The organism is Rhodococcus wratislaviensis, assembly GCF_041228765.1.
GTDB classification, from domain to species: Bacteria; Actinomycetota; Actinomycetes; order Mycobacteriales; family Mycobacteriaceae; genus Rhodococcus_F; species Rhodococcus_F wratislaviensis.
Genome location: NZ_CP150488.1, coordinates 3,258,785 through 3,272,974 on the forward strand (window position 1 = coordinate 3,258,785; position 14,190 = coordinate 3,272,974).

Here is a 14,190-nt window from a genome sequence, read left to right on the forward strand (position 1 = left end):
CCGCCCGTGAGTGGTTAACGAGTGCCTGCACTCGTTAACCACTCACGGGCCGTAGGCCTAGGCTCTCCCTCATGGAAACCGAGTTCGTCCGCTGGACCGAGGACGGCACCGAGCATTCGGCGGTGTGGCGGTCCACCAGCGGGGCGACGCCCCCGAAGAAGATCCGGGTGGCCGACGACTCGATGACCGCCGACGAGGCCTACCGCCTGGCGTGTGAGGGGACGGCGCTGCTGTGGCGCGGCGACTTCCACAACGCCCGCCAACTCGGCACCGCCGTCGCCGCCCGCACCGACCGCAAGACCCGCAAAACGTCCACCGACCCCGCTACCGCGTTCCATCTGCACCGGCAGACGCAGTCGCGGCGGGCGGGGATCCTGGGGATGCTGCTGGTGCCGTTCGACGCCGACCAGACCGTCCCGCTGCGACGCGCCCCCGACGTCCGGCAGGCGGTGCTCGAGGCGTACGGACCCACAGACCAGCCGACGGTCACCACACTGCGCGACCTGCTCGGGGCGATCGGCGCTCACGAGTGGCAGAAGAAGGGCGTCGAGATCCCCGCCCTCGGGGCTCGCATCCACCCCGGTTACGGCGTGTTCTCACCGATTCGCGGCGAATACGTCGACCTCGTCGCCGACACCCCGCTCCCGTCCCTCGTAACGGCGTTCGACATCGGCACCGGCACCGGTGTGCTGGCCGCCGTCCTCGCGCACCGCGGCGTCGAGAAGGTGATCGCGACCGAACTCGACGCGAACGCGCTCGCCTGCGCCCGGGCGAATCTGGACCGGCTCGGCTACGCCGGTCAGGTGCAGGTGGTGGAAACGGATCTGTTCCCCGCGGGCCGGGCACCGCTGGTCGTGTGCAACCCGCCGTGGATTCCCGCCCGCCCCACGTCGCCGATCGAGTACGCGATCTACGACCCGGACAGCCGGATGCTCCGCGGTTTCCTGGGCGGCTTGGCCGAGCACCTCGAGCCCGGGGGAGAGGGCTGGCTCATCCTGTCCGACATCGCCGAGCACCTCGGACTGCGGACCCGCGAGGAATTGCTGACCCTGATCGCCGACGCCGGACTGACCGTCCTCGGGCGCCGCGACGTGGCGCCCCGGCATGGCAAGGTCGCCGACCGTTCGGATGCGCTGCACGCCGCGCGCAGGCGGGAAGTGACGTCGCTGTGGCGGCTCGGTGCGCAGGACTCGCCCGCCGGGTGGTAACGGGGACGCACTCCGGAACGGTCTCCATGTAGGTCATTGATTTCACCTACCTCGAGGAACCGCGAGATGACGTCGCCCCCGCCCGTGCTGGCCAGTGAGTCGCGGCCCACCGGTGCGGAGCGGGGAACTCGGGCGTTCACGAGATGGTGCGACCCGCTCCTCCTCGGACTCGTGGCGGTCGCGATCTCGGGCTTCCGGTCCTGGTCGCCGTCGTTCTGGCACGACGAGGCGGCCACCGTCTCGGTCGCGGGGCGCGACATCCCCGACATGGTGCGGTTGCTGTTCGACGTCGACGCCGTCCACGGCGCGTACTACCTGGGAATGCATGCGTGGCTGCGCCTCGTCCCCCTGACCGAGTTCTGGGTGCGACTGCCCAGCGTGGTGGCCGTGGGGATCGGCGCCGCCGGGCTCGTCGTGCTCGGAAAGCTGGTGTCGACGCGACGGGTGGCGCTGGTCGCGGCGCTCGTGTTCGCGATCCTGCCGCGGGTGACGTCCGCCGGCATCGAGGCGCGCTCGTATGCGCTGTCCGCGGCGCTGGCGGTGTGGGTGACCGTCGTGTTCGGCGTGGCCGTGCGTCGCGGCCCTCCGCGACATCTCGCGGGGATCGACGGCCGCGGAACTGGGCGGATTGTGGGACGAGACGCTGGCGCCCGATCGCATCGCGGACCAGATCAGGAGCTGTCCGGCGATCTGGCTGCTGACCGACCGCTCCGCGGGTGTCGACAGCCACACCGGGTCCGCCGTCGATTCCCGTGATCCGGTGGCGCTCGGCGCCAACTTCCGCGTCGTGCGGTCCTACGGTTTCGCCGTTCAGGAGCGGTGGCAGCTCAACGTCAGCCAGGTCGTCCACTTCGTCCGGCCCGCCGCGTAGCGACTCACTTCGCCGCGCCCAACCCGACCATCGTCCCCGACGTCAGGTAGACCAGGCGGGTGTCCGACGCCGCGACGACGGGTGTGCTGCCCCACGAGTCGTCGTCGATCACGGTCCGCAGGGGGAGTACCCACAGTTCCTCGCCGGACCGGACGTTCTCGGCCCGCAGGACATCGGATTCGAGCAACACTGCGGTGTCGCCCTCTGCGGCGACGACGGTGCCGTACGAGTCGGAGTTTCGTTGCCACAGCCGTTTCCCGGACCTCAGGTCGAGTGCGGCTTCCGTCTTGCCCTCGTAGTCGCGCAGCAACGCGACATCCCCCAGGACGGCGACGGCGGTGCCCTGCGTGGTGTTCGGGCCGTACGACTCCGGAGTGTTGACTCGCGGCGTCGACACGAGATCCGAGCTCGTCCACAGCAGTTCGCCCGTCGCCCGGTCGTAGGCGCCGTCACCGAGCAGCACCGGAATCGTGGTGTCGGCGGGGCGATCGGCTGCGAGGGTGTGCACCGCCTCCACGTCCGATGCCGCGAGGACGCGACCGGTGCGATCGACGGCCTCGGAGCCCAGCACCGTGCTCAGGGTGCAGTCGCTGTGGACGCGGACAACCACCCCGCCCTCGGTGGCCCGGGCGGACTGCGTGCAGTCGGGCAGAGTGCGGGTGAACGTCGGTGTCCCGGTCGCGAGGTCGAACCCCGCCACCTCCCCGCCGAGTTCGAGCACACCCTGACCGTGCTCGGTGCTCATGAGGTTGCCGAACGCGTCCTCCCACGCCGAGCCGAGGTCGAACCGCTGCGACCAGCGGGCATCGGGGTCGGTGGGCACACCGCTGTGGACCCGGATATCGTCGGATTCCGGGTCGCCTTCCATCACGTACAGCCAGTCGTCGGCAGCCGTCATCGCGAGGATCGTCCAATCGGTGGGAGTGCGGGTCACGGAGCCGTTCTCGGTGTCGACCGCCAGGATGACGGGTGCGTCCTCGAAGGGAGTCGTGTAACAGACCATCCGCCCGGCAGCGAGGGTGTCGGCGCACCCGCCCAGCGACTCGACCGGCGTCTCCCAGCGCACCGATCCGGTGTCGGCGTCCACCCCGGCCAACCGCGTCTCGTCCAGCCCGGACGTCTGCTGGTTCACCAACCCGATCATGGTGACCAGCACCTGTCCGGCGTCGACGAATCCCGGCTCGCCCGAGTCGAATCCGCTGCCGTACACAGGGTTGCGGAAGACGGCGAACTGTCGATCGAAGGTGGCTGCCGCATCCAGCGACCACTCGGGGCCCGGTGCCCCGGGCGACGCCTCCGGGGCGTCGGGACCCACAAAGCCGGTGACCACGGGGATGTGCACCTCCTGATATTCCGGTTCGTGCACGATCACGGTGGCGACGGCGCCGGCGACGGTCACGGCCGCCACGAGCGCTGCGGCCCAAAGATTTCGGGTACTCGTGTCGAGGCCCATGTCGGCTACAACTCCAGTCCGGGGGTCGTGGCCAGGGATTCGAGAAGCTCGTAGGGGAGCGGGCTGGCCGGCAGCGTGGAGGTCGAGCTGACCGACACCCGGATGCCCGACGGCCGTGTCAGCGTCACGTAACGGCCGGCCTCGTCGACGGCGGGTCCACCGGGGTCGGACGCCGCGGAGGTGTACCCCTCCCGTCGCTCCAGTACGGAGCCGTCCGGCAGTCGGGTGGCCTTCGCGGCCTGCGGGTCGTAGGACGGGTCGTACCTGTCCGGCTCGGGCGGAACGGTGTAGCCGCCCTCGATCGAGATCCGCAGGGTCCCCTCGGATCCGGGTGTGGTGACGTCGACACTCTCACACACCGCGTTGTCGCTGTACTCGGCCAATTGCAGCGATCCGAGCGGTTTCGACAGCGCGATATTCCGGTCGCGCCAGGCGTCGTCGAGCACGGCATTCAGCCTGTCCAGATCGGCGTGGGTCAGCGCCGGCCCGTCGTCCTCGGAGCCGATCCCGGACCCGCATGATGTCGGGGGAGGTGGAGTACCCGATGGAACGGGTGTGCTCACCCGCAGTTCGGGGCGCAGCACGATGGCGGTGAGTTCGTCGAGGGTCAGTGGGATGGTGCCGCTGTACTTGTTGCCCGGGTCGGCCTCGGCGAAGTTCTCGTCGGTGGCGTTGGCGTGGATCCAGGTGCCGTCCGGGAAGTAGCCGGCGACACTCCGGGACAGTGTGCGGTGGCCCTCGTACTCGGACCACGTGTCGTCCGCATCCAGCACCGTGCCGTCGGGCAGCGTCGTGCGACGGTCGAGTTCCCCGGCCACACACGGCGGAATCGGCCTGTCCGCCTTGCTGACCGACAACCACAGCGACCCGGGGGAAGAGTCCCGGAGCAGTGGTCCCCGAGCGCTGGTGACGCCGCCGAAGTCGTCCTCGACGTCCGGTGGCTGCTCGTACTCCGGAATCGGCTCGAACAGCAACGACTCCGTGGGGCTGACGAGGGGGATCTCCACCGCCTCCGGCAGGGCGCCCTGGACGGCGGCAGTCATGGCCGAGGCCTTGAGTGCCGAGAACCACGGGTAACGCGGGTTGTCGTAACTCTGCTCGCCTCCGACCCACATGGCGAAGGCTTCCCCTTCCGACGGCGGTTCCACCGTCGCGCAACCGGGGATGTCGACGGGATACTCGACCGTCGGGGTGACGTACGACGGAAGCCCAGCTGCGTCCTCGACAGTGGCCGTGCCGGATCCGGAATCGAGCAATCCCGCGACGATCACCCCGCACGCCATGATCGACACTACGACGAGTGCCGTCGTCCAGCGGTCTTTGCGCCTGTCCGCCCCGTCGCTCATGTGCCCCCACCCGTGTCGCAGGCGCTCACCCCGAACGAAGGAGCATCCGAAGTCCTATTCGTCACGATTGCGAACAGCGTTACCGCCCGTGAGCGGTTGACGAGACTCCGGACTCCTTAACCACGCACGGGCGCGGAGCGCCTACCGCCCCTGCGGATAGGGGAGATGGGCGCTGCTGTCCTCGTTGACGAGTACGGCCCGGCCCAGTTGCGGGAAGGCGCGTTGCGCGCACGCGGGCCGGTCGCACACCTTGCAGCCCGCGCCGATCGGGACGACCGTGCTCGGGTCGTCCGTCTGGATTCCACGCGAATAGACCAGCCGATCGGCGTACCCGAGGTCGCAGCCGAGACCGATCGCGAAATTCCGTTCCGGAGCGAGGTAACCGAGACCGCCGCTGTGGGTGGTCCGCGCGATCCACAGGTAGGCGCGCCCGTCCGGCATCTTCGACACCTGCGTGAGGATCCTCCCCGGATTCGCGAACGCCTCGTGGACCACCCACAGCGGGCAGCTGCCGCCCACCCGGGAGAAGTGAAACGCGGTGGCGGACTGACGCTTCGAGATGTTCCCGGCGCGGTCGGTGCGGACGAAGAAGAACGGCACGCCGCGCTGACCCGGTCGTTGCAGCGTGGACAGCCGGTGACAGATCGTCTCGAACCCCACCTCGAACTTCAGGCTCAGCAGGTCGATGTCGTAGCGGAGCGACTCGGCGGCGCCCAGGAACAGCGTGTACGGAAGGATCAGTGCCCCGGCGAAGTAGTGAGCCAGCCCGATTCGCGCGAGCGCCGCGGATTCGGCGGTCAACGACTCGTCCTCCGCGACGATCGCGTCGATCGTCTCCGACTGCGTGAAGAACGCCACCTGCATCGCGATCTGGAACGCGCGCTGACCGGCGGTGAGCCGTCGGGCCAGCGTCAGCGTGCCTGCCTCGGCGTCGTACAGTCGCTTGGGGCCCAGCTGATCCGGTTCGTCGGTGCGGATGCGCACGGTCACCCCGTGCCGGTCGCGGAGGATGCGGGCCAACTGGAGGTCGAGCGCGCCGATCGTCAGTCCGTTGCCCCTGAACATCTCCTCGGCGGCGTCGTCGAGGCGACCGATGTGGTTGCGCCGATCGTAGAAGAAGTCCCGCACCTCCTCGTAGGGCATCGGCACGTGCGCCGGATCCGGCGCCGCGTCCCCGGATATCTGGGCGGAGAACTGGTCGAGTTGGTCGGTGGTCGCCCGCAACCGGCGGTGCAGCATCACGAGTGTTCGCCCCACGGCGGGCATCCGGGCGACGAGTTCGTCGATCTCCGCCAGCGACACCTCGCCGGACTCGGACGTGTCCACCAGCGCCTCGTGCACGTCCGCGACCAGCCGGGCATCGGTGTCGGAGGCGAAGAACTGGACGTCGAGATCGAACACCTCGTTCAGCTTGAGCAGTACCGGCACCGTGAGCGGCCGCTGGTCGTTCTCGAGCTGATTGACGTAGCTCGGCGACAGCCCGAGGCTCTTCGCGAGAGCCAGTTGCGACAGCCGGCGTTCCTCCCGGAGCCGCCGCAGCCGGGGTCCGGCGTACATCTTCTTCATGCGTCCCACTCCTTGCTCCCCGCGCCACAGACAGTACCCAACGAGAATTCGCAGCATTCGCAAGTTTGCCGGGTTCGATACGCACGAATAGGCCTTTGCGAGGTCTTTCTTGCCCCCGAGACCTCTGCGTAGCGTGCGAAAGGAAGGACGAGGACCACGGGAGGAAACGATGAAGACACATCTCGTACGCACGCGACGCTCGGCGGAGGAGTTCCCCAGAAACGAACACCTGGCCTGGAAGATCGCGGAAGTGGTCACCGACCCCGTCGAGGTGTCCGGAGCGACGGCGGAGATGATCGTCAACCGGATCATCGACAACGCCGCCGTCGCCGCGGCCTCACTGACCCGCCGCCCCGTGTCGAATGCCCGGGCGCAGGCGCAGTCGCATCCCTACAGCCCAGGGTCGACTGTGTTCGGTGTCGGCGGAACCTACTCGCCCGAATGGGCGGCCTGGGCCAACGGTGTGGCGGTGCGGGAGTTGGACTTCCACGACACGTTCCTCGCCGCCGAGTACTCGCACCCCGGTGACAACATTCCGCCGATCCTCGCGGTCGCCCAGCACGCCGGCCTCGGCGGACGCGACCTGATCCGCGGCCTCGCCACCGGCTACGAGGTTCAGATCGACCTGGTGCGAGCAATCTCCCTGCACGAGCACAAGATCGACCACGTCGCGCATCTCGGCCCGTCGGCGGCGGCCGGGATCGGCACCGCACTTGGCCTCGACACGGACACGGTGTACCAGGCGATCGGTCAGGCCCTGCACCTGACGACGGCGACGCGGCAGTCGCGCAAGGGCGAGATCTCCAGTTGGAAGGCGTACGCCCCGGCGCTCGCCGGCAAGGTGGCCGTCGAGTCCGTGGATCGGGCGATGCGGGGCGAGGGGTCTCCGTCGCCGATCTGGGAGGGGGAGGACGGTGTCATCGCGTGGCTGCTCGGCGGACCGGACAAGGAGTACCACGTTGCGTTGCCCGGCCCGGGTGAGGACAAGCGTGCGATCCTCGACAGCTACACCAAGGAACACTCGGCCGAGTACCAGAGTCAGGCGCCCATCGACCTCGCGCGCCGGATGCGGGAGCGGATCGGGGATCTGTCGCAGATCGCGTCGATCGTGCTGCACACCAGCCACCACACGCACGTCGTGATCGGCACCGGTTCGAACGACCCGCAGAAGTTCGACCCCACCGCCTCCCGCGAGACGCTCGACCACTCGGTGATGTACATCTTCGCCGTCGCGTTGCAGGACGGAACGTGGCACCACGAGCGCTCCTACGCCCCCGAGCGGGCGCAGCGCCCCGACACGGTGGAGTTGTGGCGCAAGATCTCCACCGCAGAGGACCCGGAGTGGACGCGCCGCTACCACTCGACCGACCCGGACGAGAAGGCGTTCGGCGCCCGTGCCGAGATCACGCTGAAGAGCGGGGAGGTTCTCGTCGACGAACTCGCCGTCGCGGACGCGCATCCGCTCGGTGCCCGGCCGTTCGCCCGCGACCAGTACGTCGCCAAGTTCCGCACCCTCGCCGACGGTGTGGTCGCGCCTGCCGAGCAGGACCGCTTCCTCGACGCCGCGTACCGCGCTGCCGACCTGTTGCCCGGTGAGCTGGACCAGTTGACGTTCACCGTGACGGAGGACGTGCTCGCCCGCGCACCGAAGCTGCCGAAGGGACTGTTCTGATGACCGGGCTGATCGCCGCGGCCACGTCGGCGGCCGACAAGCGGAAGGCGTTCCGGGCCGGGCTCGGCTCGGGCACGCTGCAGCGCCTGCCCGGAGCCTTCAACCCGTTGGTGGCCAAGCTGATCCAGGAGATCGGCTTCGAGGGCGTCTACGTCTCGGGCGCCGTCGTCTCCGCGGACCTCGCCCTGCCCGACATCGGACTGACCACCCTGACCGAGGTCGCGGGACGGGGGCAGCAGATCGCCCGCGTCACCGACCTGCCGGTCCTGATCGACGCCGACACCGGGTTCGGGGAACCGATGAGCGCGGCGCGCACTGTCACGGTCCTCGAGGACGCCGGGATCGCCGGCTGCCACCTCGAGGACCAGGTGAACCCGAAACGCTGCGGCCATCTCGACGGCAAGGCGGTGGTGCCGACGGACGAGATGGTGCGGCGGATTCGGGCGGCGGCCTCGGCGCGCCGCGATCCGAACTTCGTGATCTGCGCCCGCACCGACGCCCGCGGAATCGAGGGGCTCGACGCGGCGATCGACCGGGCCAAGGCGTACGTCGACGCCGGCGCGGACCTCGTGTTCACCGAGGCCCTCGCCGAAGAGTCGGAGTTCGAGAAGTTCCGCGCGGGCATCGCCGTCCCGTTGCTCGCGAACATGACGGAATTCGGTAAATCCGAGCTGATTTCGGCGACGACGCTGCAGGACATCGGGTACAACGCGGTGATCTACCCGGTGACCACGCTGCGGCTCGCGATGTACGCGGCCGAGGCCGGACTGTGGCAGATCGCCGAGGAGGGAACGCAGGCCGGTCTGCTCGATCGGATGCAGCACCGCAGCCGGCTCTACGAACTGCTCGACTACGAGCGTTACAACGAATTCGACTGCGGCATCTTCAATTTCCGGATCGAGGGGAGTGGGTCATGACCGAAGCAATTCCCACCATCTACAAGGGGCTGGCCGGTGTCGTCGTCGACACCACCGCCATCTCCAAGGTGGTGCCGGAGACCAATTCGCTGACCTACCGCGGTTACGCGGTGCAGGACCTGGCGGCGCACTGCAGCTTCGAGGAGGTGGCGTATCTGCTCTGGTACGGCGAACTCCCGACCCCCGCGCAACTGGAACTGCTCTGCCAGCGTGAGCGGGCGGCACGCCGCGCGGACCGCTCCCTGCTGTCGCTGCTGGCGAAGATGCCCGACAACTGCCACCCCATGGACGTGGTGCGCACGGCGATCAGTTACCTCGGTGCGGAAGACCCGGCGGAGGACGACAATTCACCGTCCGAGAACCTCGCGAAGGCGCTGCGCATGACGGCGGTGCTGCCCACGATCGTGGCCGCCGACTTCCGGCGCAGGCGCGGACAGGACCCGATCGCACCGCACTCGCACCTGGGGTTCGCGGAGAACTTCCTGAACATGTGCTTCGGGGAAGTGCCCGATCCGGCCGTCGTCACGGCATTCGAGGTGTCGCTGATCCTGTATGCGGAGCACAGTTTCAACGCGTCCACGTTCGCGGCCCGCGTGGTGACGTCGACACTGTCCGACATCTACAGTGCGGTCACCGCGGCGATCGGGGCGTTGAAGGGTCCGCTGCACGGCGGCGCCAACGAGGCCGTCATGCACGACATGCTCGAGATCGGCGATCCGGACCGCGCCGAGGAGTGGCTGCTGGGCAAACTCGCCGCCAAGGACAAGGTGATGGGTTTCGGTCACCGGGTCTACAAGAACGGTGACTCGCGGGTGCCGACCATGAAGGCGGCGCTGCACGACGTCGCCGCCGCCACCGGCGGCGAGAAGTGGGTGCGGATGTACGACATCCTGGAGAAGACGATGGCCGGCGCCACCGGGATCGCGCCGAATCTCGACTTCCCGACCGGTCCGGCGTACTACCTGATGGGATTCGACGTGGAAATGTTCACGCCGATGTTCGTGATGAGCCGGATCACCGGGTGGACCGCCCACATCATCGAGCAGGGCGCGTCGAACAGTCTGATCCGCCCGCTCAGCGAGTATTCGGGCGTCCCCCAGCGGTCCGTCGTCGCCTGACGGCTTGTGCGCCTTTGTGGTTGCTGCTGCTACCAGAAAGGCGCACGGGCGCTAGCGCTTCTTGACGTGCGAGACGATTTCCGGATCGCTCTGTCCGGTCGTCTTCATCTTCTTCTCGGCGCGCTTCTCCTTCAGCGACTTACCGGATTTCTTCGACATGGAATTGCGGGGCGATTTGTCAGCCATGGACCATCCCTGAATGCGGAACCTGGACGGCTCCGATAGTGCTGACAGTACGCCACATCCCGGGAAACCCGGACCGATCGTCGAAAGGGCGGCTCCTAGGACGACGGATCGTCGAACAGGGTCTGCTCCTCGGGGTTGGTGAACAGTCCCATCTGCTCGGGCCGCGGCTTGCTGTCGGGAGCACTCGTCGTCGGTGGCAGCACGACGGTCCGGAGGGCGTGGCGCAGGGCGCCGACGATGCGCTCCCAGTGGTCCGCCGACGCGTCGTCGGTCTCACGCAACCGGGATACCCAGGCGGTGCCGGTGTCCAGGAGCACGAGGATCCGGTCGCGGTCGTGACCGCAGACGTCGGCGACGACAGCCGGATCGGCGTCCTCCCCGGGCCCGGAATCGAGATGGAACAGTGTCTGGAGTTCCTTCGGCAGGTCGGTCGACGACATCCGGCTCTCGGCGCGGGGTGCCGCGTCCACTTCCGGTTCGGGTTCCTCGTCGGGGCCGGAGTCCCGGTTGAAGAACAGTTCGCCACCGAACCGGGACGCGAACTCGTTGTCGACTGTGCGCAGGAAATCGGAGAACGCCTTGCAGCTGTCCGTGAGGTGCTGCGGGACGAACGGGTTGCCCGACACTTCCAGGAATGCCGACAACCGGTCGTCGACCAGTACGAACTTGATCCGCGACCACGTGCGGTTGAGGTCGGCGGTGACCTCGGCGGCCCGGGTGCGGTCGCTGATGTCGTGCACCAGCGGCGCGAACAGTTGCACGTCGACGGTGTCGGCGAGCGGGCCGACGAACAGGATGGTGTTGCCCATCCGGATCGGGACGTCCCCGTCCGGGTCGCGTTCGGGCAGCAACCCGAGCATCGGTACCAGCGCGAGCGTGATCAGTTCGTGCAGATGCTCGACGTCGCGCGGGACCACGGCGGCCGCGGGGTCGAGCTGCGCGACCAGCGGCGGCCGCACCGCAACCGGGTCGAACGTGGCCTCGGGATCCGTGCTCGACGTCTCGGTGCTCAGGAACGCGGGATGCGTGATTCCCCAGACGTCGCGGAACGCGGCCACGGCCATCGCGGCCAGCTGATCCGACCACGACAGTTTCTTGTCGACGTAGAACGCGGGAGAGCCGTCGTCGGGTTCGTCGTCCGGACCGCGGGTCGGCCGGTTCCAGCCCAGCTCGGTGAGGTACGTCTGCTCGGCCTCGGTCAGCGCGCGGTCGGGGTGCAGGTAATGGTTCGACGGCACCTCGCAGCGCACCGTGTCACCGTCCCACACGACGAACTGGATGCACGGCATCAGCCCCTGGGATTCGTCGAGCTCCTCGAATCCCGATTCGAGGACCAGAAGGTCCTCGTCCTGCATCGCTGCCAGATAGTCCGCGAGGCGCCGCTGGAACTCGGCCCAGTCGCGGTTCACGCTCGAATCCAGATCGAAGTCCTGCATGTCTGCTCCGTCCGGGTCGGCCACGAATCACCTACTTCCGCTCTATACGGTAGCGGCGATCGCCGACACCGCAGCGCGGGAGGGTGCGGTGGGCTCAGACGGGGTGACCGGCCGCGATCCGTCCGGTCAGCCGGGTGACGGCGTCGAGAAGGTCCCACGACGTCCCGGGTTCCACCGCCACGGAGCTGTCGCCCCACACGAGGTACCGGCCGTCGCCCTCGATGTCCCGCCACGCCAGACCGCCGACGGGGCGTGGTGAGTGCCGCGGGCCGCGGATGACGGTGACGACCCCCTGGCTCGTCGACGGCCGGTCGAGGATCCGGGCCGCCCGGGCGCTCCCGGCCGGTGTCGACGGGATCACGACGCCCGCCGCCGTGCCCGCGTCGGCGTCGGGGAGCTGAGCGATCAGCTGCCTGCCGACGTCGTATGGTTCGCAGTTCCGGATCACCACGTCGGCGCCCGGATGCTGCACCGCCGCGACCCCGTGTCCCCGAGCGAGTGCTCCCGTCATGCGGATCGGGGTACTACCGTCGTCCGCATCCGCCGAACCCGAGATCTCGATCCGGAGGTCGGGTTCGGCGAGCACCAGCAGCGCCGAATCGAGCGGGTCGTGTTCGGGTCCGGAGAAGTCGGCGCGGATCCGGCGCTGCTCCGCCTCGTACTCGTCGGCGGTGGCCAGCGTGCTCGTGACCTCGAACGGATACGGAATGCGGTCCTGGCCGGTCCGCGCCCACAGCGCCGAGAACTGCGGACCGCGCAACACCCAGTGCGCCACGACTATTCGCCGATCACCGCGGGTGTGACGAGGGGCAGTTTCCCGACGAGTTCGCTTCCCTCGTCGATGCTCTCGAGGTACGTCGGGGGTTCCTCCTCGACTTTCCGCGCGGCGGGCACGGCCGGACCGCTGGACCGCCCGGGGCCGGGCGTCCGGTGAGAGGACACGATGCTGCGCGCGTACTGCGCCACCTCGCCGCCGACGGCCCCGGCCAGCGCCGCACCCGCGATCGAACCCGGCGCAACCGGTGCGGTCGCCGGCGGGTCCTCGAGCAGCACCTGGCCGCTCCTGCGGTGCTCATTGCGCGGGACGGATTCGGACTCGGGCTCGGCCACCTGCTGATCGCTGGGTATGCCGTGCACTCCGTTCGGTCCGATGTCGAAGCCCACCGGCTGACCGTGGGCCGTTGCCGCGGCGTGGGTCGCGGCGAGGCCGGCAGTGGGGAGGTGTTCGTCCGGATCGCGATACGCCGACGCGTAAAGGGTGTCCATGGCGGCCTTCGCGTCCTGTTCCGCGGCATCGGCGTCGGCTTCCGCGGTCCAGTTGCCCGGCAGCACCCGGGTCCAGTCGGTCGGGTGGTCGCCGGGAAGGGCCACCGCGCCGCGCACCGCTTCGGCGCCGGCGGTCGCGTGCCGCAACGCATCACCCACATCGGTGAACCGGCTCCCGACCTGCCCGGCGCAGGCGGCGTAGTCGTCGAGCGCCGACGCCACCGCGGTCGCGGTCGGCCCACGCCAGCCGGTGTCGACGGCGGCGCGGGTCGTGTCGTGGAATGCCGTGACCGACTCCTGGAATCGCCGTCCGAGGTCGTCCCAGGCCGCGGCGACCGCACCGGACTCGGCGGGCCTCAGCGCGTCGACCGCGCTCCGAATGGCGCGGTGATCCCACTCGCCCGACCGAAAATTCTCCCCGCCATTCATCCCCGACCTCCGATGCTGGACACTCACGGTCCCGGAGTGGACCCCCCAATCCGGCGGGAAGCCACCTTACCGACTCCTGCACGGGGCTTGTCGGCGCTCCCGAGCGTCAGCCCCGCGGTCTGGTGGTGAGGGGCGGGATGGTGATCACCGGACGCGTCGTCGTGGTGGTGGTGACCGGCGGTAGCGTCGGCTCCGCGGGTGCCGCCGTCGGCGGGGCCGCGATCCGGGGCACGGTCTGCTCGGGCGTCGTGACGACGGGAGGCCGGGTGACGGGTGTGGTGACCGGGGCGAGGCTGATCGTCGGGGGCGGCGGCGCGACCGTGGTCCGGACCGGTGGCGGCGGAGGCGGGGCGGGGGTCGTCGAGGGCGCGGGCGGCGGCGCCGTGGTCACCGGCGCCGGTTCGGTGGTGAGCGTGACGGCCCGCGGGGTGGTGAGGTCGGCCATCTGCCAGGTCGGGGTCGGCGGGACGAACACCTGGAAGGTGGCCGGCGCGGCGCTGTAGGGTCCGGCGGCCTGCAGGCCCTCCGACGTCAGTGGTGGCGGCACCACTGCCGGCCCGCGGTTGCCGAACGCGCCGCCCGCGGCACCGATCATCAGGCCGGAGACCGCCGACACGGTGGCAATCGCGAGTGCCCCGATCGCTACAGTCCTGTCGTCCATGCGCTACCCGTCGTCGGCGTGCAAATGCGTCCACCATAGAGGGCGCTGCCGCCTGCTGCCG

The 14,190-nt window shown here is 69.2% G+C and carries 13 protein-coding genes; 5 read left to right on the plus strand and 8 right to left on the minus strand.

The window, feature by feature from the left end; all coding sequences use genetic code 11:
• Window positions 1-71: 71 nt before the first annotated feature.
• Window positions 72-1,208 (plus strand): methyltransferase, encoded by a 1,137-nt coding sequence (locus tag WKC72_RS14860; protein ID WP_370183135.1) that lies wholly within the window; start codon window positions 72-74, stop codon window positions 1,206-1,208.
• Between the two features lie 66 nt (window positions 1,209-1,274).
• Window positions 1,275-1,964, plus strand: a complete 690-nt coding sequence (locus tag WKC72_RS14865) for a glycosyltransferase family 39 protein (RefSeq protein WP_370183136.1) — start codon at window positions 1,275-1,277, stop codon at window positions 1,962-1,964.
• A 119-nt stretch (window positions 1,965-2,083) separates the two neighbouring features.
• Here the strand turns inward: WKC72_RS14865 and WKC72_RS14870 are convergent, their stop codons facing one another.
• The 3 genes from WKC72_RS14870 to WKC72_RS14880 all read right to left on the minus strand — a co-directional run bounded on the left by WKC72_RS14870 (window position 2,084) and on the right by WKC72_RS14880 (window position 6,444).
• Window positions 2,084-3,532, minus strand: coding sequence for a PQQ-binding-like beta-propeller repeat protein (locus WKC72_RS14870; protein WP_370183137.1), 1,449 nt, complete (start codon window positions 3,530-3,532; stop codon window positions 2,084-2,086).
• Window positions 3,533-3,537: 5 nt separating this feature from the next.
• The gene (locus WKC72_RS14875) at window positions 3,538-4,878 is read right to left on the minus strand and encodes a hypothetical protein (protein WP_370183138.1); all 1,341 of its coding nucleotides are present in this window, start codon (window positions 4,876-4,878) and stop codon (window positions 3,538-3,540) included.
• Between the two features lie 141 nt (window positions 4,879-5,019).
• Window positions 5,020-6,444, minus strand: a complete 1,425-nt coding sequence (locus tag WKC72_RS14880; RefSeq protein ID WP_370183139.1) for a short-chain fatty acyl-CoA regulator family protein — start codon at window positions 6,442-6,444, stop codon at window positions 5,020-5,022.
• 169 nt (window positions 6,445-6,613) lie between these two features.
• On the opposite strand from WKC72_RS14880, the gene prpD reads away from it, so the two are divergent.
• Genes prpD through WKC72_RS14895 form a run of 3 tightly spaced genes read left to right on the plus strand, consistent with a single transcriptional unit; the run spans window position 6,614 to window position 10,151 of the window.
• On the plus strand, window positions 6,614-8,116 hold the full coding sequence (gene prpD / locus WKC72_RS14885; protein WP_370183140.1) for a 2-methylcitrate dehydratase PrpD: 1,503 nt from the start codon (window positions 6,614-6,616) through the stop codon (window positions 8,114-8,116).
• Window positions 8,116-9,033 (plus strand): methylisocitrate lyase, encoded by a 918-nt coding sequence (prpB, locus tag WKC72_RS14890; protein ID WP_370183141.1) that lies wholly within the window; start codon window positions 8,116-8,118, stop codon window positions 9,031-9,033. The genes prpD and prpB overlap by 1 nt, the downstream gene beginning before the upstream one ends.
• Window positions 9,030-10,151: a bifunctional 2-methylcitrate synthase/citrate synthase gene (locus WKC72_RS14895; RefSeq protein WP_128641768.1), complete on the plus strand. Its 1,122-nt coding sequence runs from the start codon at window positions 9,030-9,032 to the stop codon at window positions 10,149-10,151. Before prpB ends, WKC72_RS14895 begins: the two co-directional genes overlap by 4 nt.
• A 51-nt stretch (window positions 10,152-10,202) precedes the next feature.
• Here WKC72_RS14895 and WKC72_RS14900 read toward each other — a convergent pair whose 3' ends face one another.
• The 5 genes from WKC72_RS14900 to WKC72_RS14920 form a co-directional block, all read right to left on the minus strand.
• Window positions 10,203-10,337: a hypothetical protein gene (locus WKC72_RS14900; protein ID WP_255221341.1), complete on the minus strand. Its 135-nt coding sequence runs from the start codon at window positions 10,335-10,337 to the stop codon at window positions 10,203-10,205.
• 95 nt (window positions 10,338-10,432) lie between these two features.
• Entirely contained in the window at window positions 10,433-11,797 is a 1,365-nt protein-coding gene (locus tag WKC72_RS14905; protein WP_052032846.1) for a hypothetical protein, read from the minus strand.
• Between the two features lie 70 nt (window positions 11,798-11,867).
• Window positions 11,868-12,536: an ESX secretion-associated protein EspG gene (locus WKC72_RS14910; protein ID WP_370184370.1), complete on the minus strand. Its 669-nt coding sequence runs from the start codon at window positions 12,534-12,536 to the stop codon at window positions 11,868-11,870.
• A 14-nt stretch (window positions 12,537-12,550) separates the two neighbouring features.
• Complete coding sequence (locus WKC72_RS14915) at window positions 12,551-13,468, minus strand: hypothetical protein (protein WP_370183144.1); 918 nt, start codon at window positions 13,466-13,468, stop codon at window positions 12,551-12,553.
• A 106-nt stretch (window positions 13,469-13,574) separates the two neighbouring features.
• Window positions 13,575-14,129, minus strand: coding sequence for a hypothetical protein (locus tag WKC72_RS14920; protein WP_370183145.1), 555 nt, complete (start codon window positions 14,127-14,129; stop codon window positions 13,575-13,577).
• Window positions 14,130-14,190 lie beyond the last annotated feature (61 nt).